Origin of the sequence: Janthinobacterium sp. FW305-129 (assembly GCF_020858115.1) — a bacterium.
GTDB lineage: Bacteria > Pseudomonadota > Gammaproteobacteria > Burkholderiales > Burkholderiaceae_D > Janthinobacterium.
This window is the reverse complement of the sequence record NZ_JACYMM010000014.1, coordinates 102,362-127,325: the sequence shown is the minus strand read 5'-3', so window position 1 is coordinate 127,325 and position 24,964 is coordinate 102,362. Positions and strand designations below refer to the sequence as shown.

The window sequence follows — 24,964 nt, the reverse complement described above, 5'->3', positions numbered from 1 at the left end:
TGAAAGTAGGTTATCGTCAGGCTTGTTATTTGGTGAAACAGCCCCCGGCTGTTCCACCTAGAGAAAAACCCGATCAGAAATGGTCGGGTTTTTTTTCGTCCGCTGATTCCTCGCCATCCTTTTCCCGCTTTCACTCATTCCCCACGGGTGCTTAAAATACAACATCTTTCGATATTTATATAAGTGCTTATATAAATACTGCTACTATCGCTGTATGAAACAACTAGCAACCATACCCTGACAACCCACGAGGAAAGCGATGATGGACAACACCCTGAGCATGGCAACGAAAAAATCCCCCCTGGCGCGCCTGATGGCCTATCCACTGGTGCAGATTGTGCTGGGCATGGTGCTGACCTTTGCCGCGGTGCCGCTGGTGATGGGGACTGCCTCCCAACTGGTGGAAAAGCCTTACCGCGTCCTGTGGCCGCAGCTGCTGGCGGCGGTACTGGTGTGGTTCGGTTACCGTTTCTATGTGCGGCGCATCGAAAAGCGCCAGCCGGCCGAACTGGCAATGCCGGGCATGGCGCTTGAACTGGGACGCGGATTGCTGCTCGGCGCCGGACTGGTCTTTCTTACCTTTGTCGTGCTGGCAGCGCTGGGGGTATATCAGTTTAGCGGCGTCAACGCCCTGAGCTTGATGTTGCTGCTGCCGCTGGCTGAACTCGTGCTGGTCGGCATGGCCGAGGAGATGATGTTTCGCGGCATCGTGTTCGGCGTGACGGCACGTGCGCTGGGCAGCAAGGCCGCCATCGTGATTTCATCGCTGGTGTTCGCCCTGGCCCATTTGCCCAATGCCGGATTTTCGCTGCTGGCCATCGCCGCGATTGCTGCGTATGGCGTGTTGCAAGCCGCCCTGTACATGCAGACGCGCCGCCTGTGGGTTTGCATTGGCACGCATGTCGGCTGGAATTATTGCGTCAGCCAGGTGTTTTCCTCGACGGTATCGGGCCATGCGGCCACGGACGGCCTGCTGCGGGGGGAACTGGTGGGCAATGCCATGCTGACGGGCGGCGCCTTCGGCGTGGAAGCGTCGCTGGTGACCGTCTTGCTGATCGGCGCCGTCGCAGCCTACGTGCTGCGCCTGGCGTTTGCCAGCGCACCACGCACGGCACGGGACTAGTCTATTGACCGGCGACCACCGGCGCGACGCCGCTTCTGGCCACCCACTCGATCAGCGCATCGACGGCGGCGCGGCCGTTGCCATTACCCACCAGGTCGCTATTGATCATGGCGACCACCACGCACAGCTGGTTGTTGGCGTCAGGCACGTAGCCGGCAATGGCCACCACATTCTTTAATGTTCCCGTCTTGATGCGGGCCCGCGCGGCTGCGGGGCTGTTCAGCAGGCGCTTGCGCATGGTGCCGTCCAGCGCCACGATGGGCAGGCTGGACTGGAACTCGGGGGCCCACGGACTTTGCTGCATCGCCTGCAGCACGCCGGCCATTTGCGCTGGCGCAATGCGTCCCGTGCGCGACAAGCCGGAACCGTTGTCGACCAGCATGCCCTGGGTGTCGATATGGTGCCGCTGGAACCATTCCTGGATGACTTGCCGCGCGCGCGTGGCCGTGTCTTCCGGCGCGGCCATGGCGACGGGGCGGCTGCCCAGCCAGCCATCGCTTTGCAGGCTGCCCAGGCTGAGGAACAGGGTGCGGGCCAGGGTGTTGTCGGAAGTCTTGTTGATATCGCGCAAGACCTCCGGCAAGGCGCGCGCCACGTGGTCGGCCAGCATGCGCGTGCCGACCGGTTCGGCCGTCGGCGGCAAGCCCGTCAACGGCGCTTCGCGCACGGTGCCCGTGATCGTGCCGCCCAGGCGTTTCCAGGTGGCGCGGAACAAGCGGTCCGCATAATCATTGCGGTCGAGCACATTGATGCTGGTGGCCTTGCTGCAATTTTGCGGGAAGGTGCCGTGTAGTATCACCTGCAGCTTGCCGCTCGCATCGCGCCGGTATTCGGGCGGACGCCAGCCGTCTTCCCATTTGGCGCAGCTGCCCTTGACCAGTTTCATGTCGCTGGTGATGCTGACGTTCTCGAGCGGCGGCTGCATCAGGATGCTCAATTGCCGGTCCGTCGAGTTCATATTGATATCGAGCAAATTGGTGTTCAATAACAAGGCATCGGGGATGACGTTGTAGCGGAACTCGGCCGACTCATCGAACGGCGGCGTACCGATATCGGGGCGGGCCGGCTGGAACAGCTGGCGGTCCAGGATCAGGTCACCCTTGATTTTCACGATACCCTGGTTGCGCAGGGTCTGCAGCATGTGTGCCAGCACGTCCGCATTGAAATCCGTGTCGGCACCGCCGCGCAAGATCAGGTCGCCTTTCAGCACGCCATTGATGACGTCGGCGCTGGTGCGCAGTTCCGTGCGGCCGCGGAAGATGGGGCCCAATTGTTCCAGGCCCACGGCCGTCGTCACCAGCTTCATGGTGGATGCGGGTTGCATGCTGCGCTCCGCCCCATGCGACAGCACGGTGGTGTTGCCGCGCAAGACGATGGCGCCCATGGCGTCTTCGGGGATATTCGCGCTGCGCAACAGCAGGCTGACGGATTCAGGCAATTGCGCCTGGGCATTCGACAGGCCGATGCCCGCCAGCAAGGCGGCGATGAGGATGGGACGGAACATGGCTCTCCTTAGTGGAAAAAGACGTAGGCGACGAACACGGCGGTGATCACGCCGGCCAGATCGGCGATCAGGCCGGCCGTAATGGCATAGCGCGTCTTGCGGATGCCCACCGAGCCGAAATACAGGGCCACGATATAGAAAGTGGTGTCGGCCGAGCCCTGGAAGACGCAGGCCAGGCGGCCGACAAACGAGTCGACGCCGTAGGTATTCATGGCATCGATCATCATGGCTTTCGAGCCGGAACCGCTGAGCGGCTTCATCATGGCCGTCGGCAGGGCGGGCACGAAGTCCGTATTGATGCCCAGGTTGGCGAAGAACCAGTTCATGCCGCTCATCAGGAAATTGAATACGCCCGCATTGCGGATCACGCTGATGGCCACCAGCATGCCGACCAGGTAGGGAATCACGGTGATCGAGGTCTGGATGCCGCCCTTTGCCCCTTCGATGAAGGCGTCATACACGTTCACCTTCTTGCGCAGGGCGCCGATGATGAAAATGGCGATGACGCTGATCAACACCAGATTGCTGACCACTTTCGAGACCAGTTCGATTTCCTGTTTCGTCAGGTATTGCGTGAAATACCAGATCATGGCGACGATGGCGCTCGTCATGCCGCCCATCCAGCCCAGCACGACCCGGTTGAGCAGGTTGATGCGTTGCTTGATGGACACCGTGATGATGCCGACCATGGTGGCGACGTAGGTGGCGATCATGCAGGGGATAAAGATGTCGGACGGGTCGGCCGCGCCGAGAATCGAGCGCTGCGCCATGATGGCCAGCGGAATCAGGGTCAGGCCCGAGGTATGCAGCACCAGGAACATGATTTGCGCATTCGTCGCTTCTTCCTTGTTCGGGTTCAAGGTTTGCAGGCTTTCCATGGCCTTTAAACCGAACGGCGTGGCCGCATTGTCCAGGCCCAGCAGATTGGCCGAGAAATTCATCACCATGTGGCCCGTGGCCGGATGGTCTTTCGGAATTTCCGGGAAGATGCGCGAAAAGAACGGCGCGATGACTTTTGCCAGCCAGCCGACGATGCCCGCCTTTTCACCGATGTTCATGATGCCGAGCCACAAGGTCATCACGCCCGCCAAGGGCAGGGCGATATCCATCACGCCCATGCGCGCCGTTTCGAACGTGCCGTCGATGATGCGCTTGAAGATATCGGTATCGCCGAGAAACAGCCACTGCAGCACTGCGGCCAGGAAGCCAACGAGGAAAAAGCCGGACCAGATGTAATTAAGTGCCATATGCGATCAGTTCTGTATTTCGGGGAGGTGAAAAGGTGCTGCAAGCAAAGTATAGAGGCAGCCCGATACGAGTTGATGAAAGAATGCAGCAATCGCATGCCAAAAAGTTATAAGCTGGCAGCCTGTTTTCATTGGCGCCCCGTCGCGTGCCCGCGTAGTGTGGGGGATGCCTGCCGCTTATCGCCGTTCCTTACCCTTGTCTGCACTGGACCACTGATGATGTTGTTACGTAAAACCGCCTGCGCCGCCGGCCTGGCCCTGTTGACGCTGTTCACTGTACCGGCCCACGCCGCCGCCGATGCCCGCGCGAACAAGACCCTGCACCTGTTTTTGAGCACCAGCGAGACGGGCCTGGACCCGGCCGTAGCCTCGGACCTGGCCAGCCTGAACTTGATGGAAAACATCTTTGACCCGCTGCTGCGCTATGACTACCTGGCGCGCCCGGTGCAGCTGCAGGGCAATACGGCGCGCGGCATGCCGACGGTGGAAGATGGCGGCCGCACGTATCTCTTTCACTTGCAGCCCGGCATTTTCTTCACGCCCGATCCTGCCTTCAAAGGCCAGCCGCGCGAAGTGACGGCGCAGGATTATGTGTACAGCCTGACGCGGCTGTATGACCCCAGCCTGAAGTCGCCGTGGCTGTTCTTGCTGGAAGACAAGCTGGTCGGTGATGCGGCCCTGAAAGCCAGATTCAGCTACGACACGCCGATCGCCGGTTTGCAGGCGCTGGATAAATACACCCTGCGCATCCGCCTGAACGCCATCGACCCGAATTTCCTGTTTTACCTGGCCATGCCGGCCACCGCCGTGGTGGCGCGCGAAGTGGCCGAAGCGTACCCGGCGGCAGGGCAGATCGGCAACCACCCCGTGGGCACGGGGCCGTTCCTGGTGAAAGAGTGGAAGCGCAGCGACAAGATCGTGCTGCAAGCCAACCCGACTTTCCGTCCTACCGTGTTTCATACGGAAACCAAGGCGCTGGCCGCCTTGCCGGCCGATGCGCGCGCCGTCGCCGCCGCGCTGGAAGGCAAGCAATTACCGCTGGTCGAGCGCATCGAGGTGCGCATCGTTGAGGAATATCAATCGCGCATGCTGGGTTTTCTGAAAGGCGAATTCGATTACCTGGAACAAGTGCCGGAATCGATGACGGACATGGTGCTGGAAAACGGCGCGCTGAAACCGGCATTGGCCGCCAAGGGCTTGCAGCTGACGCGCTTTCCCGTGCTGCAGACGTATTACATGTGGATGAATATGGACGATCCCGTGCTGGGCGGCACGAGCAAGGACAAGCTGGCCCTGCGCCGTGCCATCGCCCTCAGCTACAACAGCCGCGAAGATATCGCGCTATTAAAGAAAGGCCTGGCCTTGCCGGCGCAGTCGCCGCTGCCGCCCAATGTGCTCGGTTACGACAAGAGCTACCGCAGCCCCGTCGGCTACGATCCCGTGCTGGCGCGCGCCCTGCTGGAGCGCTTCGGCTACAAGGCGGGGCCCGACGGTTTCCGCACGCAGCCGGACGGCACGCCCTTGCTGCTCACCATGCATACGGAACCGAGCACGGTGGGGCGGCTGCGCGACGAATTGTGGCGGCGTAACCTGAACGCCATCGGCCTGCGCGTGGAATTTAAAAGCGACAAGAAGACGGAAATCATCAAGGCCTCGCGCTTGGGCAAGGTGCAGATGTTCGAGACCAACTGGATCGCCGACTTCCCCGATGGCGATAACTTTATGCAATTGTTGTATGGTGGCAACGTTGGCCGTGCCAACTATGCCCGCTTCAACTTGCCCGATTACAATAAACGCTATGAGGAGGCGCGCCTGCTATCCGATACGCCGCGCCGACGCAGTCTGTACTTCGACCTGTTTCAGCTGATCCACGCTTACACGCCGTGGGTGCTGCTGACGCATCCCATCTCTGCCGACCTGCAGCAACCGTGGCTAAAAAACTACAGGCGCCACCCCGTGGAATTCACGTCCTGGCGCTATCTGGACGTCGATCCCGCCAAGGGCCGCCCCGCAGGCAAGTGACCACGTCGCTGAAAAGGGCATTCATTCCAAAAAGTTATGGTTAGGAAAGCATTTTTCATTGGCTGGGCCTGGTTGCATCGCGCTACTCTGAAAATGAAAACAAATAAAGTAAAGCGCTGGCGTCATAAAAAAATGTACCGCGAGACAGACGCCGCGACCTTACAAAACAGCCTGGACTTGAGAACTCAAGTTTCGATTGCCCAACAAGGAGAGACCAGTGAAATTGAAGAAACTAGCGCAGTTGGTGGCATTGATGGGGGTAGTGGGGCCGGTAGTGGCACAGGAAGCGGCGCCGCCAGCAATGCAACGGGTCGAAGTGACGGGCAGCAGCATCAAGCGCGTCGCCAAGGAAGGCGCGCTGCCGGTGCAAGTCATCACCTTTGACCAGATGGAAAAGCAGGGCATCACGACGGCCGAGCAATTGGTGCGCACCCTGTCGGCGAATGGCACGGGCGCAGAGAACATGACTTCGGGCAATAACGTGTTTGGCGCCGATGCGGACCGCCTGGCTGGCGGCGCCTCGTTCGCCTCGCTGCGCGGGCTGGGACCGGGCGCGACCCTGGTGCTGCTGAATGGCCGCCGCGTGGCCACGCATGGTGCCAGTGGCCGCGCCGTCGACTTGAATTCCATTCCGCTGGGGGCGATTTCACGCGTGGAAATCCTCAAGGATGGCGCCTCGGCCATCTATGGCACGGACGCCATCGGCGGCGTGATCAATTTCATTCTGAAAACCAATTACAGCGGCGTGGAAGCGTCCGTTTCCACCAACGATACGCAGGCAGGCGGCGGCGCCACGCGCCGCGCTTCCATCCTGGCCGGCACGGGCTCGCTGGAAGAGGATGGCTACAACCTCATGGCCAGCCTGACCGTTGATAAAGCGCAACAGCTCAATGGCCGTGATCGCTCCTTCGTCAACGGCTACCAGCCTGGCCGCGGCCTGTCGCCCGACACCACGGGCACGCCGTTTGCCAACCAGATGGCGGGAGCCGGCACGGCGCTGGGTACGTCGTTCCAGCTGCCTGGCGACCCGAATCAATACCTGCAAGCCAATCCGCTGAGCTTCCAGGGCAAGTGCGACAGCGTCGCCGGCATGTCGCAATATCAGACGGCACTGTGGAAAGACGTGACGTCACCGCGCAGTACCACGCATTCCTGTGCGTATGACTACGGCGCCGACTATGTGCTGCAATTCCCCGTCGAGCGGGCCAATTTCCTGTCGCGCGGCACGTTCAAGCTGGCGCCCGACCACCGCATGTTTGTCGAGGCGCTCGGTTCGCGCACCAAGGCTACGGCCATTTTGACGCCGATGCAGGTGCAGACGAGCATCGCCAACAAGGCCGTCTACCCCGTGGGTGGCGCGTATTACCAGGATTTGTCGGCCTATATCCCGTCTTTCGACAAGACCAAGCCGATTGCCTACAAATGGCGCGCGAATGACGTGGGCAACCGCACGCAGGAAAATACGACCGATAACGCCCGCGTACTGCTGGGTTTTGAAGGCAACTTCGGCAAATGGGATTACAAGACCGGTGTTTCCTACGCGCAGAGCACGACCAAGACCAAGCTGACGGACGGCTATTCCTACACGGACAAGCTGTACGCGGCCCTGGGGACAGGCATCATCAATCCCTGGGTAGGCGCGGGCCAGAGCCAGACGGACGCGGCCAAACAGTTGATCGAGTCGACCAAGTTCCGTGGCGCCTTCCAGCACGGCAAGACGACTCTCACCCAGATCGACGGTTCCGTCTCGGGCGAGCTGTTCCAGCTGCCGGCTGGTGCCGTGGCGATGGCGGCCGGTTTTGATTTGCGCCGCGAGGGCTACAGCTTTGAGCAGGATGTCGATGCCAACCTGATTTTGTTGGCGCCAGGAAATGCTGCATTGAAGGATGTCAGCCGCAACGTCAAGGCCGTGTATGCCGAGTTGCTGGTGCCCATCATGAAAGAGCTGGAAATGCAGCTGGCCGTGCGCCGCGACGATTACAGCCAGGTGGGCGCCACGACGAATCCGAAGATTGCCTTGCGCTACCAGCCGGCCGACTTCATCCTGTTCCGCGCCTCGGCCAGCAAGGGCTTCCTGGCACCGAGTTTCGACCAGCTGTATTCGGGCGTGCTGACGCAGGAGCTGCCAAATGGCGCGAAGGATCAGGAAGGCTGCGCCAAGCATCCTGGCGTGACCGAATACTGTTCCATTCCCCGCCTCATTTATACGACGGGCGGCAATCTGAACCTGAAGCCGGAGACGTCGAAGCAGGGCAGCGTTGGCATCGTCATCGAACCGGTCAAGGGTTACTCCGCCTCGTTCGATTACTGGGCCATCAATACCCAGGACCAGCTCCTGAAACGCACGCCGAAAGTCGTGCTGGACAATTACCAGGCGCTGAACCAGTATATTTTCCGCAAGGCCGATGGCACCATCGATTATGTACAGGCGGGCTGGTTCAATGCGGGCGGCAGCCGCGTGCGCGGCCTGGACGTGAGCTTGCGCGGCGAAGGCAAGGTCCAGGAAGTGAAATGGACGGCGACCCTGGACGGCACGTACATGGACAGCTTCAAATTTGCCGAATACAAGGGGCAAGAATACAAGGAGCTGGTTGGCAATTTCTACACGCGTGATTTGTACTTACGCTGGAAACACAATGCCAGCTTTGGCGTGTCGCGCGGCGACTGGAGCGGCTTGCTGATCCAGAGTTTTGCTTCCGGCTACAAGGACCAGGTACCGAATGACGGCAAGGGCACGCCGCCACCGGGCTTCAAGTCGGACGTATCCAGCTACACCACGTATAACTTGTCGGGCACGTACACGGGCTTCAAGAATACCACCTTGACCCTGGGCATCCAGAACCTGTTCGACCGCGATCCGCCGTTCACCGCGCACAACGTGGATGAAGTGGTGGGCGCCGGCTGGGATCCGCGCGTGGCTGACCCGCGCGGCCGCGCCTTCACCTTCCAGCTGAAGTACAAGTTCATGTAAGGCGGCGCTGCCGGCGGTGATCCCGCTGGCATGCTAACCTCGTGCGGCGGCGCCTGGCGTCGCCGTTTTTATTCCAGGAAAGGGCCGCATGTCCAGTCAGACCAATCTCAGCCGGCGCCGTTTCGGCGGCTTGCTGGCCGCCACCGTGGGGGCGGCAGGCACACCGGCATGGGCGGCGGCCGCGCAAGGGAAGGGCAAACACATGCAACAGCACCACGCATTGATCAAACCGGCGCGCCTGCGCGACGGCGACCTGGTGGCCATCATCGCGCCGGGCGGTTTTACGGATGAAGAGGCCATCGCCAGGGCCCAGCGCAACATCGAATCGCTGGGACTGCGCGCCAGCCTGGGCGCGAATATCCGCGCCGTGCACGGCAACTATGCTGGCACGGTGCAGCAGCGCCTCGACGATCTGCACGCGGCGTTCGCCGATCCCGAGGTCAAGGCGATCTGGGCCATCCGCGGCGGTTCCGGCTGCATTTCGCTGCTGGCGCTGCTCGACTATGGCTTGATCCAGCGCAATCCGAAAGTGCTGATCGGCTATTCCGACATCACGGCCCTGCACCTGGCCATCGGCCGCCAGACGGGCCTGGTGACTTTCCACGGCCCCGTGGCTTCATCCACGTTTTCCGATTACACGGTGACGCAGCTGCGTAATGTGCTGATGACGCCGCAAGACAGCTACACGATACCGATGGCGCTGGACAACCACCGCCGCGCGCAGACGCAGCCGAATTTCGCCATCCGCACCGTGCACGGCGGCCAGGCGACGGGACGCTTGACGGGCGGCAACTTGTGCCTGGTCAGCGCGCTGGCCGGCACGCCGTATGCGGCCGATTTCCGCGAGCGCATCCTTTTCCTCGAAGAAATCAATGAAGTGCCGTACCGCATCGACCGCATGCTGTGCCAGCTCGACCTGTCCGTCGGTTTCAAGCACGCGGCCGCCTTGATGCTGGGCATCTTCGAGCATTGCGAGGCGGCCGAGGGCGACACGGCGCTGACCCTGAATGACACCCTGGATCAGCATCTGCAGCCTTTGCGCGTGCCGGCCGTCAGCGGCTACTCGTTTGGCCACATCCGCCACCAGTTCACGCTACCGATGGGCATATTGGCGACCCTGGATGCGGACCGGCAAACCTTGACCCTGCTGGAGCCGGCCGTCTGCTAGCGCACGGTGCAGCGGGGAGATTGTCAGTATGCTAGTGTGATAAGGCGTGGCACGAGGCCGCGCCGCCTTCTACACCGCTCCCGACATGATCAACCGCCACGCCAGTACCTACATCCTCAGCCACCCGCTGGCCTTCGCGCTGCAGGTGCTCAAGGGTTTCCGCGCCAACCAGGGCTTGCTGCTGGCGGGCGCCGTCGCGTATTACTCGCTGCTGTCCATCGTGCCCCTGCTGATGCTGGTGGTGGTGGCGCTGTCGCACGTGATCGCGCAAGATGAATTGCTGCAGACAATCGGCCATTACCTGGAATGGCTGGTGCCGGGGCAATCGAAGGCCATCGTGGGCGAGATCGCGCATTTTCTCGACAACCGGGGCGTGATCGGCTGGCTGCTGTTGCTGACCATGCTGTTTTTCAGCTCGCTGGCGTTTACCGTGCTGGAAAACGCCATGAGCGTGATCTTTGTTCACCGCGTCGCCATCCGCCGCCGCCATTTCCTCATTTCCGCCGTGCTGCCGTACTGCTACATCCTGTGCCTGGGCGTGGGGATCTTGCTCATTACCCTGGTGGCGGGCAGCCTGCAGGTGATGGGCGAGGAAAGCGTGCGCTTCCTGCGCCACGACTGGGGCCTGGAAGGCGTCTCCGGCGTGCTGTTGTATCTGCTGGGGCTGGCGGGAGAGATTCTCGTGCTCAGCTCGATTTACCTGGTCATGCCGGTCGGACGCTTGTCGATCACGCATGCGCTGATCGGCGGCGTGACGGCGGCCCTGCTGTGGGAAATCGCGCGCCACGTGCTGGTCTGGTATTTTTCCACCTTGTCGCAGGTCAATGTCGTGTATGGCTCGATGACGACGGCCATCGTCGTCATGTTCAGCCTGGAAATCGGCGCCACCTTGCTGCTGCTGGGCGCGCAAGTGATTTCCGAATACGAAAGAGTGGCCCGTGGCGGCGAAGAAGACAAGCCGCTGGCGCTAAGGACTTGATTTAAGGTATGGTTTCAATTCGTTGTTGCACCGCACAAAAAGCTGTGCTATACTCCGTTCAGTGATTGAGATTTGGCAACAAATCATCTCACTATCCAGTTTCAGCGCGGCGACCGACAGGTGTAATGTCGATGGCGTGACAGTGCGAAGAAATGGATTTTGTAATTCCGGATACGATGGTCGATTTTACACTTGGAGTCACCATGCAGATAGCATGGGAGTCCGAAAATCAGGAGGCACTTTGCAGATAGCACTGGCGTCCATGACACGATTAAAGCATTGGTAATACATTGGAACAAGCCCGCGTTTTAGCGGGCTTTTTTTCGTCCATTGAAAACCCAAGGGCCTCACCCCGGGGTCGTACCCTGCAGGGTACGACCCCAGCATCTGCCTCGGGTTTACAAAGCCCTGGCAATCAAAATCTTCTGGATATCGCTGGTGCCCTCATAAATCTGGCATACGCGTACGTCGCGGTAGATGCGCTCGACGGGGAAATCGGACACATAACCGTAGCCGCCGTGCACCTGGATGGCGTCCGAGCACACTTTTTCCGCCATTTCCGATGCAAACAGCTTGGCCATGGCCGCTTCCTTCAGGCAGGGCAGGCCCGCATCCTTCATGGCCGCCGCGTGGCGGATCAGCTGGCGCGCCGCTTCGATCTGCGTGGCCATGTCGGCCAGGCGGAATTGCACGGCCTGGTGTTCATAAATGGGTTTGCCAAAGCTCTCGCGTTCGCGCGCATAGCTCAGGGCCGCTTCATACGCGGCGCGCGCCATGCCCACGGCTTGCGAAGCGATGCCGATGCGTCCGCCTTCCAGGCCGGACAGGGCGATCTTGTAGCCTTGCCCTTCTTCGCCGATCAGATTTTCCGCGGGGATGCGGCAGTTCTCGAACAGGATTTGCGCCGTGTCCGACGAGTGCTGGCCCATCTTCTGTTCCAGTCCCGCCACGATGTAGCCTGGCGTGTTCGTCGGCACCCAGAAGGCGCTGATGCCGCGCTTGCCGGCCGCCTTGTCGGTGACGGCAATGACGATGGCCACGTCCGCATACTTGCCGCTGGTAATGAATTGTTTCGTGCCGTTGAGCACGTAGTCATTGCCGTCGCGGCTGGCCGTGGTGCGCAGGGCCGAGGCGTCGCTGCCCGTGTGCGGTTCTGTCAGGCAAAACGCCCCCAGCATGGTCCCTTGCGCCAGCGGACGCAGCCATTGTTCCTTTTGCGCATCGTTGGCGTACATCATGGCGATGCTGCACACGGGGCAATTATTCACGGAAATGATGGTCGACGTGCCGCCATCACCGGCGGCGATTTCTTCCAGCACCAGGGCCAAGGACACGTAGTCGAGGCCGGCGCCACCGAGCGCTTCCGGCACGGCCACGCCAAAGGCGCCCAGCGCGGCCAGTTCCTGCAATTCTTCTTTCGGGAAATGATGTTCCTTGTCCCAGCGGGCCGCGTTGGGCGCCAGGCGCTCGCGCGAAAAGCTGCGCAGCGCTTCCTGGATCATCGTTTGTTCTTCATTGAGTATCATGGGACGTCGTCTCGTTTGTTTTTATGGTGTGTGGGGAATTACCAGCCGATGGGCTTGCCGTCGTAGTTGCGGAACACGGCCTTGTCCGTGGCCGGCAGGCTGGCCAGCGTGGCGCGCATGCCGGCTGCGCTTTCCTCGGGGGAAATATCGGCGCCGGCGCCGCCCATGTCCGTGCGCACCCAGCCCGGGTGGAAGGCCACGCAGCTGACGCCTTGCGGGCCATGCACGAGGGCCGTATCGATCAGCACGGAATTCAAGGCCGCCTTGCTGGCGCGGTACAGCGAACCGCTGGGGTTGCCCCGTTCGCTCAGGGAGCCCATGTGCGAGGACAGCACGGCGAGTTTTCCTTTTGCATTCGCCACCAGCGGCGCCAGGATCGGCAGCAGCCGCATGGCCGCCAGCACGTTGGTGTGCATGACGAGGTCGAAATCGGCTTGCGCAGGGAAACCGTCGTGGCGGGGGCCGTACACGCCCGCGTTGAGGATCGCCACGTCGAGCTTTTCATCGTCGAGCTTCCAGCCCAGGCCGGCACAGCCTTCCACATCCGTCACGTCGAGCTGGTGCGCTTCCGCGCCCAGTTGCCTGAGGGCCTCGCAAGCGTCCGGCGTGCGCGCCGTGGCGATCACGCGCCAGCCGTCGTGGCGGTATTGACGGACGAGTTCGTGGCCGATGCCGCGCGAGGCGCCGATGATCAATGCGGTTGGCATATGTTTTCTCCCTGGTAGTCAAATGAAAAGGCGCGCACCGTGAACTGCCGTGCGCGCCCGTGCTCGGGAAGAGCTTATACCAGTTCGATCGCCATCGCCGTCGCTTCGCCGCCGCCGATGCACAGGGCCGCCACGCCGCGCTTGCCGCCGGTTTTTTTCAGGGCGCCCAGCAGGGTGACGATGATGCGCGCGCCCGAGGCGCCGATCGGGTGGCCCAGCGCGCAGGCGCCGCCGTGGATGTTGATCTTGCTGTGTGGAATGTCGAGGTCGTGCATGGCGGCCATGGGCACGGCGGCGAACGCTTCATTGATCTCGAACAAGTCCACATTGCTGCTGCTCCAGCCCGTCTTGGCGTAGAGTTTCTTGACGGCGCCGATGGGGGCCGTGGTGAACTCGTTCGGCGCCTGCGCGTGCGTGGCGTGGCCGTGAATTTTCGCGATGACGGTGCAGCCGAGCTTTTTCGCCGTCGATTCGCGCATCAGCACCAGGGCGGCCGCGCCATCGTTGATCGACGACGACGAGGCGGCCGTGATGGTGCCGTCCTTCTTGAAGGCCGCCTTCAAGGTCGGGATTTTTTCCAGGCGGGCTTTTTGCGGGCCTTCATCGATGCTGACGATGGTGTCGCCGCCGCGGCCGGAAACGGTGACTGGCACGATTTCCCATTCGAAACTGCCATCCTTGGTGGCCGCTTGCGCGCGTTTCACGGATTCGATGGCAAACGCATCCTGCGCTTCGCGCGTGAAGCTGTATTGGCTGGCGCATTCTTCGGCAAACGTGCCCATCGAGCGGGCGTTGCCCTTTTCATCGCGGCTGTAGGCGTCTTCCAGGCCATCCATCATCATGTGGTCATAGATCATGCCGTGGCCGATGCGGTAGCCGCCGCGCGCCTTCGGCACCAGGTAGGGGGCGTTGGTCATCGATTCCATGCCGCCCGCCACCACCACGTCGGCGCTGCCGGCGAGCAAGGTGTCGTGCGCGAACATGGTCGTCTGCATGGCCGAGCCGCACATTTTCGACAGGGTCACGGCGCCCGTGGAATCGGGCAAGCCCGCCTTGCGCAAGGCCTGGCGCGCGGGCGCCTGGCCCTGGCCAGCCATCAGGCAATTGCCGAAAAACACGTGTTCCACGGCATCCGGCGCCACGCCGGACCGTTCGACGGCGGCGCGGATGGCCACGGCGCCCAGGTCGCTGGCGGTGACGTTGGCAAAATCGCCCTGGAAGGCGCCCATGGGGGTGCGCGCGGCACCGACGATTACGACTGGATCATTCATGTTGGATCTCCGGTTGAGGGTAGGGAAGGTGACTGCATACAAAAACGCAGGTGCTGCGGATACGGGAAGACGTCCTCGATATGGCCGTCTTCGATGCGCTGCTTGCGCGCCTGCCAGTATTGCGCCGTCAGCAGGTCGGCATGGTGCTGCATGAAATATTTACGGATGCGGGGATTACCCAGCAGGAAGGTGCCGAATTGTTCGGGAAACACATCGTGCTTGCCGATGGGATACCACGGTTCGGCCGACATTTCTTCCTCCTCCGTGCGGGCTTGCGGGATGGCGCGGAACTGGCAATCGGTGATGTACTCGATTTCATCGTAATCGTAAAATACGACACGCTGATGACGGGTCACGCCAAAGTTTTTGTACAGCATGTCGCCCGGAAAAATATTTGCCGCCACCAGCTCCTTGATGGCGTTGCCGTATTCGACGATGGCGTGTTCGACCAGGTCGTCGCGGCCTTCCTTCTCGGCATTGCTCAGCCACATGTTCAGCGGCACCATGCGCCGCTCGATGTACAGGTGGCGGATGATGATCTGCCCGTGCTCTTCCTCGATCAGCGAGGGGGCGAACTGTTTCAGCTCGGCCAGCAGTTCCGCGGCAAAACGGGCGCGGGGAAAAGCCACATTGGAATACTCAAGCGTGTCGGCCATGCGGCCCACGCGGTCGTGGTGTTTCACCAGCAAATACTTTTGCTGGACTTGCGCGCGCGTGGTTTCCTTGGGAGGAGGAAAGAAATCCTTGATCACCTTGAAGACATACGGAAACGACGGCAGGGCAAACACCAGCATCACCAGGCCGCGAATGCCGGGTGCGCTCTCGAAGTGGTCCGACGAGTGTTTTAAATGCTGCAGGTAGTCGCGGTAAAACAAGGTCTTGCCCTGCTTTTGCAAGCCCAGTATCGTATAAATCTCACTGCGAGGCTTGCGCGGGAGCAAACTTCGGAGAAATTGCACGTAGGCGGACGGCACTTCCATATCGACCAGGAAATACGCGCGCGTAAACGAAAACAGTACGGCGATTTGCTGCTGCTCGAACAGCACCGTGTCGAGCACCAGCTTGCCGTGGCGGTTGTGCAGGATGGGCACGACGAACGGGTATTCGCGGTTGCCGTTGATGGCCTTGCCGACCAGGTAGGCGCCCTTGTTGCGGTAGAACAAACTGGTCAGTACCTGGAGCTGGTGGTTCGGCTCCAGCCGGTCGCTGCCGAACAGCTGCTGCAGGCGCGCTTCCACCTGGGCCACGTCGCGCTCCAGGTTGGCAAATGCGCAGTCCAGCTGGAAGTTGCTCACCATGCGCTGCAAGGTGTGGCGCAAGCCATCCTTGCCCGGGTAATACACGCGGTAAGTAGGAGCGGGGTCTTGTGTTTCGATGTATTCCGTGGAAACGACGGGGCGCACGAAAATATAGTCGTTATTGAAATACGTGCGGTGCAGGATATTGCAGCAGACGGAATTGAAGAAGGTTTCCGCCAGTTCCGGCTGCTTGTGTTCCGTCAGCATGCCGATGTAGTGCAGCTTGAGTTCGCGCCATACTTCGTCGCTCAACTCCGACTCTTCGTACTCATCTTCGAGCATCTGCACGCATTCCTGCACGCGCTTGTCATAAAAGTCGATGCGTTCGCGGGCCGCCGCCTGTGCCGCGCTCCAGGCGCCTTGCTCGAAATACTGCTTGGCTTGCTGGCTCGTTTCGCGGAACAGGCGGTAATGCTTGTCGAAGCCGTCGCGGATGGTGCGCGCGATATCGAATGCAATCTGGGAAGAAAGCAATTTGGGGAAGGCAATGTGCGTCATAGCTGTGCTCGCATGAATGGCTCCTCACCCAGTCGATCGCCGCGCGCCCGTGCTTACTTTGTTTCCGCAAACAGTTCGCGGCCGATCAGCATGCGGCGGATTTCGCTGGTCCCGGCGCCGATTTCGTACAGCTTGGCATCGCGCCACAGGCGGCCGGCCGGATACTCGTTGATGTAGCCGTTGCCGCCCAGGGCCTGGATCGCTTCGCCTGCCATCCAGGTTGCCTTCTCCGCACTATACAGAATGGCGCCGGCCGCATCCTTGCGCAGCTGGCGCACGGCTTCCGGCGTGGTGGCGCGGTCGCAAGCCTGGCCCACGGCATACACATAGGCCTTGCAGGCCATCATGGTCGAATACATATCGGCCAGCTTACCTTGCATCAACTGGAATTCGCCGATGGGTTGGCCGAATTGCTTGCGGTCATGCACGTAGGGCACGACCAGATCCATGCAGGCCTGCATGATGCCCAGCGGGCCGCCGGACAGCACGGTGCGTTCGAAGTCGAGGCCCGACATCAGCACGTTGACGCCCTTGCCCAGGCCGCCCAGCACGTTTTCGGCCGGCACTTCGCAATCCTGGAACACCAGTTCGCCCGTGTGCGAACCGCGCATGCCCAGCTTATCGAGCTTTTGCGCGATGGAAAAGCCCTTGAAATTCTTTTCGATCAGGAAGGCCGTCATGCCGCGCGGGCCCGCTTCCAGGTCGTTCTTCGCGTACACCACCAGCACGTCCGCGTCGGGGCCGTTGGTGATCCACATCTTGGTGCCGTTCAAGACCCAGCGGTCGCCCTTGAAGTCGGCGCGCAGCTTCATGCTGACGACGTCGGAACCGGCGTTCGGTTCGGACATGGCCAGCGCACCGATGTGCTCGCCCGTGATCAGTTTCGGCAGGTATTTGGCTTTTTGCTCGGCCGTGCCGTTGCGCTTGATCTGGTTCACGCACAGGTTCGAGTGGGCGCCGTAGGACAGGCCGACGGAAGCCGAGGCGCGCGAGATTTCTTCCATGGCAATGATGTGCGCCAGGTAGCCCATGCCGGCGCCGCCGTATTCTTCGCTGACGGTGATGCCGAGCAAGCCCATGTCGCCCATCTTGCGCCACAGATCCATGGGGAACTGGTCGGTGCGGTCGATTTCGGCCGCGCGCGGCGCGATTTCGGCGGCGGCAAATTGTTGGATCGCTTCGCGCAGCGAGGCGATGTCGTCGCCGTGGTCAAAGGTCAAGCCTGGGAGATGGAGCATGTCGTCCTCGTCGTCGTTATAAGTGTGGCGGTCATGGGTGCCGGGTCAGTGAAGCTATGATACTCAGTTGTGACGTTTACGTAAACGTAAAGCGCTGCGCGCGGCAACTGTCACCTGCCTGCGTCTTTAGTTTGTTTGCGCCTTATCAAGGTTCAAGTCCGCCAGCATGCGCGCGCACGCGTCTTCATGCGCACTGATTTCCGCCAGTGCCATTTCGATATCGATGCGCTGCTGCTCCAGGGTCTGGCGGTGCTGCGCCAGGACGCCCAGGAAGCGGTCCATCTGCGCGCGCGTGTCCTTCGGCGACTCGTACATGTCGACCAGGCTCTTGATCTCCGACAACGCCAGGCCCAGGCGCTTGCCGCGCAGGGTCAGCTTCAGGCGGGTGCGGTCGCGCGGCGTGTAGACGCGGCTGCGTCCGCCCGCGCCTTCGCGTTTCGGGCTGAGCAAGCCCTGGTCTTCATAGAAACGGATGGCGCGCGCCGTGATGTCGAATTCCCGCGCCAGTTCGGTGATGGTATAGGTCGTCATGGGGGCGGGCGGTGTCGGTTGCATGGGTGATCGGTAGCTCGATGGGTACTGCGAGAAAAGGGGGCAAAGTGCCGTTTACGTCAACGTCAATACTATTGTAGCGTGCCCTGCCCGTGCTGCAACAAAAGAAGGCGCAGAGAGGGCTATTTGGCGAATAAGACAACAATTACTGAAAATAAATTGATTCTTCTTGCGCAAACGCGCTTAAGATCGAGAGTTGGTGGCCAAGATGACACCAAAAAGAGCTTTCCTGGCATAACTGCGACATTCTTTTCGCTACGATGGCAGTAAAATTTTTTTGGCGCAGATTCTTTCCATTAGGCACGATCAAAAAACAACGTTCCACTATGAGCACGCTGTTCAGATTGTTTCTATATTGAAAACAAAATGGCCCTTCTGAAAACTTTGTCTACAAGAAATTGTATGGCATGGGCATTGCGCGTATCGATAGAGGAGGGCATTATCCGATACCGTACGTTGTAATGCCAAACCGAGGCTTTGAATCGTGCTGCAGTGCGAAAATCAAGGCTAGCCGCGAATTTGACCCGAAGCCACACAGAATCGCAAGAGAAAATTCGGCCCACATTTTCACCCGGAAAGGCCGGCCGGAGTGTTAATTGTTAATTGATACTCTTTTCAAATGTAACAATCTGTATGGTCATTCAAGAAACTGACTTTCATGTTACAACATGAAATAGTACACCTATGAATTCTTCTAACGAACGCGAAAGCTTCAGCCAGCGACTTCAGTTGGCTCTCAAAAACGCCCATTACTCTCCAGACAGCCCGACCAGACTGGCCCGGGAATTCAACATTCGTTTCGACGGACGCCCGATTACTGTGCATGCAGCTAGGAAATGGTTAGTAGGTGAAGCAATTCCCACGCAAGAGAAATTGCGCATGATTGCCCAATGGTTGGGCGTTCCGGCGGAATGGTTGCGTTTTGGCGGTCCGGAAAGCGCCACGCCGAATGGCGAAGCGGGCAGCGCTTTGTCGCGTTTTGAGTCCGCTGATGTGAAATTAATTGCCGATTTGCAAAGATTAGATGAACATCATCGTCAAATCGCGCGAGAATTTATTCGCATGCTGGTGAGAGTCAACTACCAAAAGTAAGCATTCAGGCCATCCCCGGCCGGCGCCGTCCGCTTTTTGCTGACGGTGCTCTTCCTGTTCTTTTATTTGCGCAAGGTCATACTGGAGACATGATTTTGCCGCACAATAAGACCTCGCATGTTGCGCTGCAGCGGAATTATTTGACAATAATCCCGCACGCAGCGGCGCAGCGGCCAATACCAGCGCATAATCACATCAGAAGCAGCCAGTTCATCCACTACGGAGCCGAGCATTTGAGCCGTCTTATGAAAAGTAACTACAGCAATACCGCGCAGCTGAAAGACTTGATGACCGTGCCCCCCATGACTGCCGCGCAACATGCGGAAGTGATGCGCAAACGGATCGCCCACCGCAGGATGGTTGAAGAAGCCAGGGATTTGAAGCAGGCCAGTGCCGTTCAGTTCGAAAAACGCTGAGTGGTGGATGCCTGACCAAAGCTGCTGCGCGTCGGCATAGGTAGTCTGCGAGCCTCACTGCCGCTCGCTACGCTTTTGTCAGGCATCGTGACTTGGCAGGGGTTTCCCCGCTTATAAGTTGATTGCGTTGGTGATGTCAGGTTTCTGACGCTTTAAGGCCATTCCACCGTGGTGCCAGGGCGTGCTCGATGCCGAGCAGGTCGATGACCCTCGCCACCGTATGGTCGACCATGTCCGCAATGCTCTGCGGGTGGTGATAAAAGCTCGGTAATGGCGGGAAGATGATGCCGCCCATTTCGGTCACGGCCGTCATATTGCGCAGGTGCGCCAGGTTGAACGGCGTTTCGCGCACCATCAGGATCAGGCGCCGGCGCTCCTTGAGCACCACATCGGCTGCCCGCGTGATCAGATTATCCGACAAGCCATGCGCGACGGCCGCCAGGGTCTTCATCGAGCACGGCGCGACGACCATGCCATCCGATTGAAACGAGCCGCTGGCGATTGACGCGCCGATATCGCGCAGCTTGTGCACGACGTGCGCCTGCGCTTCGATGTCCTTGCGCCCCACGCCCGTTTCCTGGTGCAGGGTCAAAACAGCGGCATCGGACAGGATCAGATGCGTCTCGACGCCGGGGATGGCGCCGAGCAATTGCAGCAGCCGCAAGCCATACACGGCGCCCGTGGCGCCCGTGATGGCCACGACGATACGGCGCGGCCGCTGCGTTTGGCTATCAGGCATCCAGCAGGGACTTCAGTTCGCCCGATTCAAACATTTCATTCATGATATCGGAACCACCGATGAACTCGCCTTTGACATACAGCTGTGGAATGGTTGGCCAGTTCGAGTAATCCTTGATGCCCTGGCGCACTTCCGGGTCGTCCAGCACGTTGACGGTGGCGATGTTTTCTACGCCGCATGCTTTCAGGATCTGGATGGCGCGGCCGGAAAAGCCGCACTGCGGGAACTGGGCCGTGCCCTTCATGAACAGCACGACTGGCGTGTTCGTCACGGTTTCTTTGATCCAGGTTTGTACGTCGCTCATAGCTGCCTCTGATGGGTAAATAAATAGATGCCGTCATTTTATAAGAAAACGACGGCACGGGTATGCGCTCAGGTCATAAATCGGGCAAGTCAGCCACGTTGACGCTTATAAGGTCTTGCCCAGGCAGGTCGATTGTGCCGCGCCCACGTATTTGCCCCAGGCAACGACGGGTGTATAGCCGTGCCTGGCATAAAACGCCACCGCGCGGCCATTCGCCACGCGGGTGGACAAATGCAGTGCCTGGTAGCCATGTCCACGCGCCTGCGCCTCCACATGGGCCAGCAGGGCCGCGCCCGCGCCGGTGCTGCCGGGGCGCGCATACATGCGCTTGAGTTCGCCTATGGCGCTGTCCGCTTCGCCCAGCGGCCGCAGGGCGGCGCAACCGAGCAGGGTGCCGGCGCTGTCGCGGGCCAGATAAAAGCCGCCGCGCGGCGTTGCCGCCTCCACGTCGAAGGAGGAGCGGCCGCTGTCGCCATTGATGCACAGCAGCGCGTCCGACAATGCGTCGAGCAGCAGCCGGGCATCCGGGCTGGCGGCGTCGACCGCCAGGATGACGAGGTCATGCCCGGCGGCCATGGGCTTAGCCGCGCAGCTTGGCGAAGGCGGCGGCCATGCTGCCGGCCGGCTCCGGCGCGTTGCGCGACTGCGACTGGTGCTGCGCCATGCTGCGGCGGTCGTTGCGGTCGCCACGCTGCTCCGGCTTGCTGCCCGCCTGCGGCGCGCTGTCCGTCAAACGCATGGTCAGCGCGATGCGTTTGCGCTTCTCGTCGACTTCCAGCACTTTGACGCGCACGACTTGTCCGGCCTTGACCACCGTGTGCGGGTCTTTGACGAAGGTGTTCGACAGGGCCGAGATGTGCACGAGGCCATCCTGGTGCACGCCGATGTCGACGAAGGCGCCAAAGGCGGCCACGTTGGTGACGACGCCTTCTAAAATCATGTCCGGGCGCAAGTCGCGGATTTCTTCCACGCCTTCCTTGAAGGTGGCGGTGGTAAATTCCGGACGCGGGTCGCGGCCCGGCTTTTCCAGTTCCTTCAGAATATCGCTAATGGTCGGCACACCGAAGGTTTCATCCGCGTACTTTGCCGGGCTGAGGGTTTTCAGCAGCGCCGTTTCGCCGATGACGGCCTTGATATCCTTCTTGATGTCCGCCAAAATCTTTTCCACCAGCGGGTACGATTCCGGGTGGACGGCCGAGGCGTCCAGCGGGTTCTCGCCGCCCATCACGCGCAGGAAGCCCGCCGCCTGTTCGTACGTTTTATCTCCCAGGCGCGGCACGGCTTTCAAGGCCGCGCGCGAGGTGAACGCGCCCTTCATGTCGCGGTAGGTGACGATGCTTTGCGCCACGCTGGCCGACAGGCCGGACACGCGCGCCAGCAGGGGAGCGGACGCCGTGTTCACGTCCACGCCCACGGCGTTCACGCAATCTTCCACCACGGCATCGAGCGAGCGGGCCAACTGGCTTTGACTTACATCATGCTGATACTGGCCCACGCCGATCGATTTCGGGTCAATCTTGACCAGTTCGGCCAGCGGGTCTTGCAGGCGGCGCGCGATCGACACGGCGCCGCGCAGGGACACATCCATGTCCGGCAACTCTTTCGAAGCGAATTCGGACGCCGAATACACCGACGCGCCCGCTTCCGAGACGACGATCTTCGTCATCTTCGCTTCCGGGTGCTGCTTGATCAAGTCTTGCGCCAACTTGTCCGTCTCGCGCGAGGCGGTGCCGTTGCCAATCGAAATCAGCGACACATTGTGCTTGGCAGCAAGACGGCCCAGGGTGTGCAAGGAGCCATCCCAGTCGTTCTTCGGCTGGTGCGGGTAGATCACGGCCGTGTCGACCACTTTACCGGTGGCATCGACGACGGCGACCTTGACGCCCGTGCGCAGGCCGGGATCGAGGCCCATGGTGGCGCGCTGGCCGGCCGGCGCGGCCAGCAGCAGCGCCTTCAGATTGGTGGCGAAGACGTTGATCGCGTCGAGTTCCGAGCGTTCGCGCAGCGCGCCCATCAGTTCCGTTTCCAGGTGCATGAAGCTTTTCACGCGCCAGGTCCAGCGCGCCGTGTCCGCCAGCCACTTGTCGGCAGGACGGCCTTGTTGCTTGATGCCGAAGCGGGCGGCGATGCGGCCTTCGCACGGGTTGTGCGGCGCATCCCATTTCGGTTTTTCCGCTTCCGTGTCCAGGCGCAGGGTGACGTCGAGGATGCCTTCGCGGCGGCCGCGCAGCAGCGCCAGCGCGCGGTGAGATGGCACGGTGGAAATGGTTTCCGAGTAGTCGAAATAATCGGCGAATTTTTCGCCTTCGTCCTGCTTGCCTTCCACCACTTTCGATTCCACGATGCCGTGTTCCTGCACGTATTCGCGCAAGGTTTGCAGCAGGGTCGCGTCTTCGGCGAAGCGCTCCATCAGGATCTGGCGCGCGCCGTCGAGGGCCGCCTTGGTGTCGGCCACGCCCGGGTTGTTGCCGTCGGCACTCGTAAACGCCTCGCGCAGGAACTTGCCCGCTTCCATTTCCGGCGTCAGTTCCGGGTTCTCCAATAAACCGTCGGCCAGCGGCATCAGGCCCGCTTCGATGGCGATCTGCGCCTTCGTGCGGCGCTTCTGTTTATATGGCAAATACAGGTCTTCCAGGCGCGTCTTGTCTTCCGCGTGCATGACGGCGTCGAGCAGCTCGGGCGTCATCTTGTTCTGTTCCGTGATCGAGGCCACGATGGCGGCGCGCCGCTCTTCCAGTTCGCGCAGGTAGCGCAAACGCTCTTCGAGCAGGCGCAGCTGGATATCGTCGAGGCCGCCGGTCGCTTCCTTGCGGTAACGGGCGATGAAGGGCACGGTGGCGCCTTCGTCGAGCAGTTCGATGGCGGCGGCAACCTGCACCGGTTTGGCGGCAAGTTCAAGGGCAAGGCGTTGTTCGATAGTGGGCAGCATGGTTGTTTCCAGAGCGATCAAGCCTGGAATGATACGCAATCGGCGCGATTGCGCAATCTTGACAGCGCAAATGGACTGTGCGTTGACAACACCTTTAACGGGGCGGCAGCAGCGGGCTGGCGGGCGGCGGCGGTGCCGGCCTCTGCGGCGTGACGGACTTGCCGAAGGCATTGCCCATGCGGTGTTCGAGGGCGGCGCGGTTGTACAGGCCCAGCTGGTTGGACGGACGCTGCATGGTCGCTTCCGCACCGGACAGGGCGGGCGGCGGCCTCGCTGCGGCGTTGGCCGGCGGCAGTAATTTTTCGCTCAGGCAAGACATTGATTGCGCGCGCTTGCCATCGACTTCCACTTCCACGCAGCCCTTTTGCGGTGCGGCGGCCGTCACGACGACGGTGTGCTCGTCCGCCTGCGCGGGCAGGGCGGCGCAGATCAACAGCAACAGCAAGAACAGGCGTGCCATGGCGGCTCCCGGAGCGGTGGGGAAGCGTTCAGCATAGCAAAGCCATGTGTCGCAGTGATGACACGCCAGCCCGCCAACGATGTGACCGATGTCATGCAGTTGTCATTTTACGAAGCTACCATCTTGCCATTCTGCAGACAACATTGCAGTCAAGACACTTCATGAGCAGGATTTTTCGTTGATTCCCCTGGAAAATGACACGAACTCACCGCCGCACCGCAACAGGCAATGCCCTGGCCCTGTCCGCTTGTTTGCTGATGACATTCATGACATTCATGCGGCCGGCGGCGGGCGCGGCCGGTAATGATGCGGGCGCGCCGGCCACCGTGCGCTTCGACTTGCCTGCCCAGCCGCTCGATGCGGCCCTGGTGGCGTTCGGCGAAGTGACCGGGTATTCCGTGCTCGTCAGCAGCCAGCTGGCGGCGGGGCGCACGGCGGCGCCCGTGCGCGGCGACTACACGCCGGCCGAGGCGCTGCAGCGCCTGCTGGCAGGCACGCAGCTGGGCGCGCGCTTCAGCGGCAGCAATGCGTTTACCTTGCTGGCGCTGGCCGACGCTCCCGTGGCGCCGGCGCCCGCGCCGGCCGAAGTTACCCCCGCCACCGCACCATTGCAAGGCTATGCGGCCATCCTGCAGCGCTCGCTGACGCGCGCCCTGTGCCGTCTGCATCCGGACGCCTTCGGCCGCTACCGCCTGGCTTTCCAGCTGTGGCTCGACGAACGGGGCAAGGTGCGCGCCGTCCACGTGCTCGAAGCGAGCGGCGTGGAACAGCGCGACCGCGCCGTGGTGCAGCGCTTGCGCAGCCTGCTGATGGATGGCGCGCCGCCGGCGGGCTTGCCGCAGCCGCTGACGATTTTATTGACGCCGCGGCCCGATCCGGATGCCGATTGCGCACCCTACCTGCTGGCCGGAGCGCCCTGA

General features: G+C 61.1%; 21 protein-coding genes. 8 read left to right on the top strand and 13 right to left on the bottom strand.

What is annotated here, in order from left to right; translation table 11 throughout:
- Positions 1-259 precede the first annotated feature (259 nt).
- Positions 260-1,123, top strand: a complete 864-nt coding sequence (locus IGS61_RS24970) for a CPBP family intramembrane glutamic endopeptidase (RefSeq protein WP_230542055.1) — start codon at positions 260-262, stop codon at positions 1,121-1,123.
- Position 1,124: 1 nt separating this feature from the next.
- On the opposite strand, the gene dacB is transcribed toward IGS61_RS24970, so the two are convergent.
- Positions 1,125-2,627: a D-alanyl-D-alanine carboxypeptidase/D-alanyl-D-alanine endopeptidase gene (dacB, locus tag IGS61_RS24965; RefSeq protein ID WP_230542054.1), complete on the bottom strand. Its 1,503-nt coding sequence runs from the start codon at positions 2,625-2,627 to the stop codon at positions 1,125-1,127.
- A gap of 8 nt (positions 2,628-2,635) precedes the next feature.
- Positions 2,636-3,874 (bottom strand): nucleoside recognition domain-containing protein, encoded by a 1,239-nt coding sequence (locus IGS61_RS24960; protein WP_034753725.1) that lies wholly within the window; start codon positions 3,872-3,874, stop codon positions 2,636-2,638.
- A 219-nt stretch (positions 3,875-4,093) separates the two neighbouring features.
- Between IGS61_RS24960 and IGS61_RS24955 the strand changes: the two genes are divergently transcribed.
- The 4 genes from IGS61_RS24955 (at position 4,094) to IGS61_RS24940 (ending at position 11,014) form a co-directional block, all read left to right on the top strand.
- Complete coding sequence (locus IGS61_RS24955; RefSeq protein WP_442908102.1) at positions 4,094-5,896, top strand: ABC transporter substrate-binding protein; 1,803 nt, start codon at positions 4,094-4,096, stop codon at positions 5,894-5,896.
- A 217-nt stretch (positions 5,897-6,113) separates the two neighbouring features.
- A complete protein-coding gene (locus IGS61_RS24950) occupies positions 6,114-8,867 on the top strand; it encodes a TonB-dependent receptor (RefSeq protein ID WP_230542052.1) in 2,754 nt (917 codons plus the stop codon).
- An 88-nt stretch (positions 8,868-8,955) separates the two neighbouring features.
- A complete protein-coding gene (locus tag IGS61_RS24945) occupies positions 8,956-10,035 on the top strand; it encodes a S66 peptidase family protein (RefSeq protein ID WP_230542051.1) in 1,080 nt (359 codons plus the stop codon).
- Positions 10,036-10,120: 85 nt separating this feature from the next.
- Complete coding sequence (locus tag IGS61_RS24940) at positions 10,121-11,014, top strand: YihY/virulence factor BrkB family protein (protein ID WP_230542061.1); 894 nt, start codon at positions 10,121-10,123, stop codon at positions 11,012-11,014.
- A gap of 398 nt (positions 11,015-11,412) precedes the next feature.
- Here IGS61_RS24940 and IGS61_RS24935 read toward each other — a convergent pair whose 3' ends face one another.
- From IGS61_RS24935 to IGS61_RS24910, 6 genes are all read right to left on the bottom strand, one after another.
- Positions 11,413-12,540 carry an acyl-CoA dehydrogenase family protein gene (locus IGS61_RS24935; protein WP_230542050.1) on the bottom strand — a complete coding sequence of 376 codons (1,128 nt, stop codon included), beginning with the start codon at positions 12,538-12,540 and terminating at the stop codon, positions 11,413-11,415.
- A gap of 38 nt (positions 12,541-12,578) precedes the next feature.
- The gene (locus IGS61_RS24930; RefSeq protein ID WP_230542049.1) at positions 12,579-13,247 is read right to left on the bottom strand and encodes an SDR family oxidoreductase; all 669 of its coding nucleotides are present in this window, start codon (positions 13,245-13,247) and stop codon (positions 12,579-12,581) included.
- A 74-nt stretch (positions 13,248-13,321) separates the two neighbouring features.
- Positions 13,322-14,518, bottom strand: coding sequence for an acetyl-CoA C-acyltransferase (locus tag IGS61_RS24925; RefSeq protein ID WP_230542048.1), 1,197 nt, complete (start codon positions 14,516-14,518; stop codon positions 13,322-13,324).
- Positions 14,515-16,314 carry a bifunctional isocitrate dehydrogenase kinase/phosphatase gene (gene aceK, locus IGS61_RS24920; protein WP_230542047.1) on the bottom strand — a complete coding sequence of 600 codons (1,800 nt, stop codon included), beginning with the start codon at positions 16,312-16,314 and terminating at the stop codon, positions 14,515-14,517. The genes IGS61_RS24925 and aceK overlap by 4 nt, the downstream gene beginning before the upstream one ends.
- Positions 16,315-16,367: 53 nt before the next feature.
- Positions 16,368-17,552 (bottom strand): isovaleryl-CoA dehydrogenase, encoded by a 1,185-nt coding sequence (locus tag IGS61_RS24915; protein WP_070260712.1) that lies wholly within the window; start codon positions 17,550-17,552, stop codon positions 16,368-16,370.
- 126 nt (positions 17,553-17,678) lie between these two features.
- Positions 17,679-18,083, bottom strand: a complete 405-nt coding sequence (locus tag IGS61_RS24910) for a MerR family transcriptional regulator (protein WP_034753754.1) — start codon at positions 18,081-18,083, stop codon at positions 17,679-17,681.
- 705 nt (positions 18,084-18,788) lie between these two features.
- Between IGS61_RS24910 and IGS61_RS24905 the strand changes: the two genes are divergently transcribed.
- Both IGS61_RS24905 and IGS61_RS24900 read left to right on the top strand, forming a co-directional pair.
- Positions 18,789-19,196: a hypothetical protein gene (locus IGS61_RS24905; protein ID WP_034753756.1), complete on the top strand. Its 408-nt coding sequence runs from the start codon at positions 18,789-18,791 to the stop codon at positions 19,194-19,196.
- Positions 19,197-19,285: 89 nt separating this feature from the next.
- The gene (locus IGS61_RS24900; protein ID WP_131689791.1) at positions 19,286-19,612 is read left to right on the top strand and encodes a hypothetical protein; all 327 of its coding nucleotides are present in this window, start codon (positions 19,286-19,288) and stop codon (positions 19,610-19,612) included.
- A 136-nt stretch (positions 19,613-19,748) separates the two neighbouring features.
- On the opposite strand, the gene IGS61_RS24895 is transcribed toward IGS61_RS24900, so the two are convergent.
- From IGS61_RS24895 to IGS61_RS24875, 5 genes are all read right to left on the bottom strand, one after another.
- Positions 19,749-20,351: a UbiX family flavin prenyltransferase gene (locus tag IGS61_RS24895; protein WP_230542046.1), complete on the bottom strand. Its 603-nt coding sequence runs from the start codon at positions 20,349-20,351 to the stop codon at positions 19,749-19,751.
- Positions 20,344-20,655, bottom strand: a complete 312-nt coding sequence (gene grxD, locus IGS61_RS24890) for a Grx4 family monothiol glutaredoxin (RefSeq protein ID WP_034753766.1) — start codon at positions 20,653-20,655, stop codon at positions 20,344-20,346. The genes IGS61_RS24895 and grxD overlap by 8 nt, the downstream gene beginning before the upstream one ends.
- A 105-nt stretch (positions 20,656-20,760) precedes the next feature.
- Positions 20,761-21,231 carry a GNAT family N-acetyltransferase gene (locus tag IGS61_RS24885; protein WP_230542045.1) on the bottom strand — a complete coding sequence of 157 codons (471 nt, stop codon included), beginning with the start codon at positions 21,229-21,231 and terminating at the stop codon, positions 20,761-20,763.
- Between the two features lie 4 nt (positions 21,232-21,235).
- Complete coding sequence (locus tag IGS61_RS24880) at positions 21,236-23,584, bottom strand: Tex family protein (RefSeq protein ID WP_077398246.1); 2,349 nt, start codon at positions 23,582-23,584, stop codon at positions 21,236-21,238.
- Positions 23,585-23,678: 94 nt separating this feature from the next.
- Entirely contained in the window at positions 23,679-24,044 is a 366-nt protein-coding gene (locus IGS61_RS24875; protein ID WP_230542044.1) for a hypothetical protein, read from the bottom strand.
- A 266-nt stretch (positions 24,045-24,310) separates the two neighbouring features.
- Between IGS61_RS24875 and IGS61_RS24870 the strand changes: the two genes are divergently transcribed.
- The gene (locus tag IGS61_RS24870) at positions 24,311-24,964 is read left to right on the top strand and encodes a secretin and TonB N-terminal domain-containing protein (RefSeq protein WP_230542043.1); all 654 of its coding nucleotides are present in this window, start codon (positions 24,311-24,313) and stop codon (positions 24,962-24,964) included.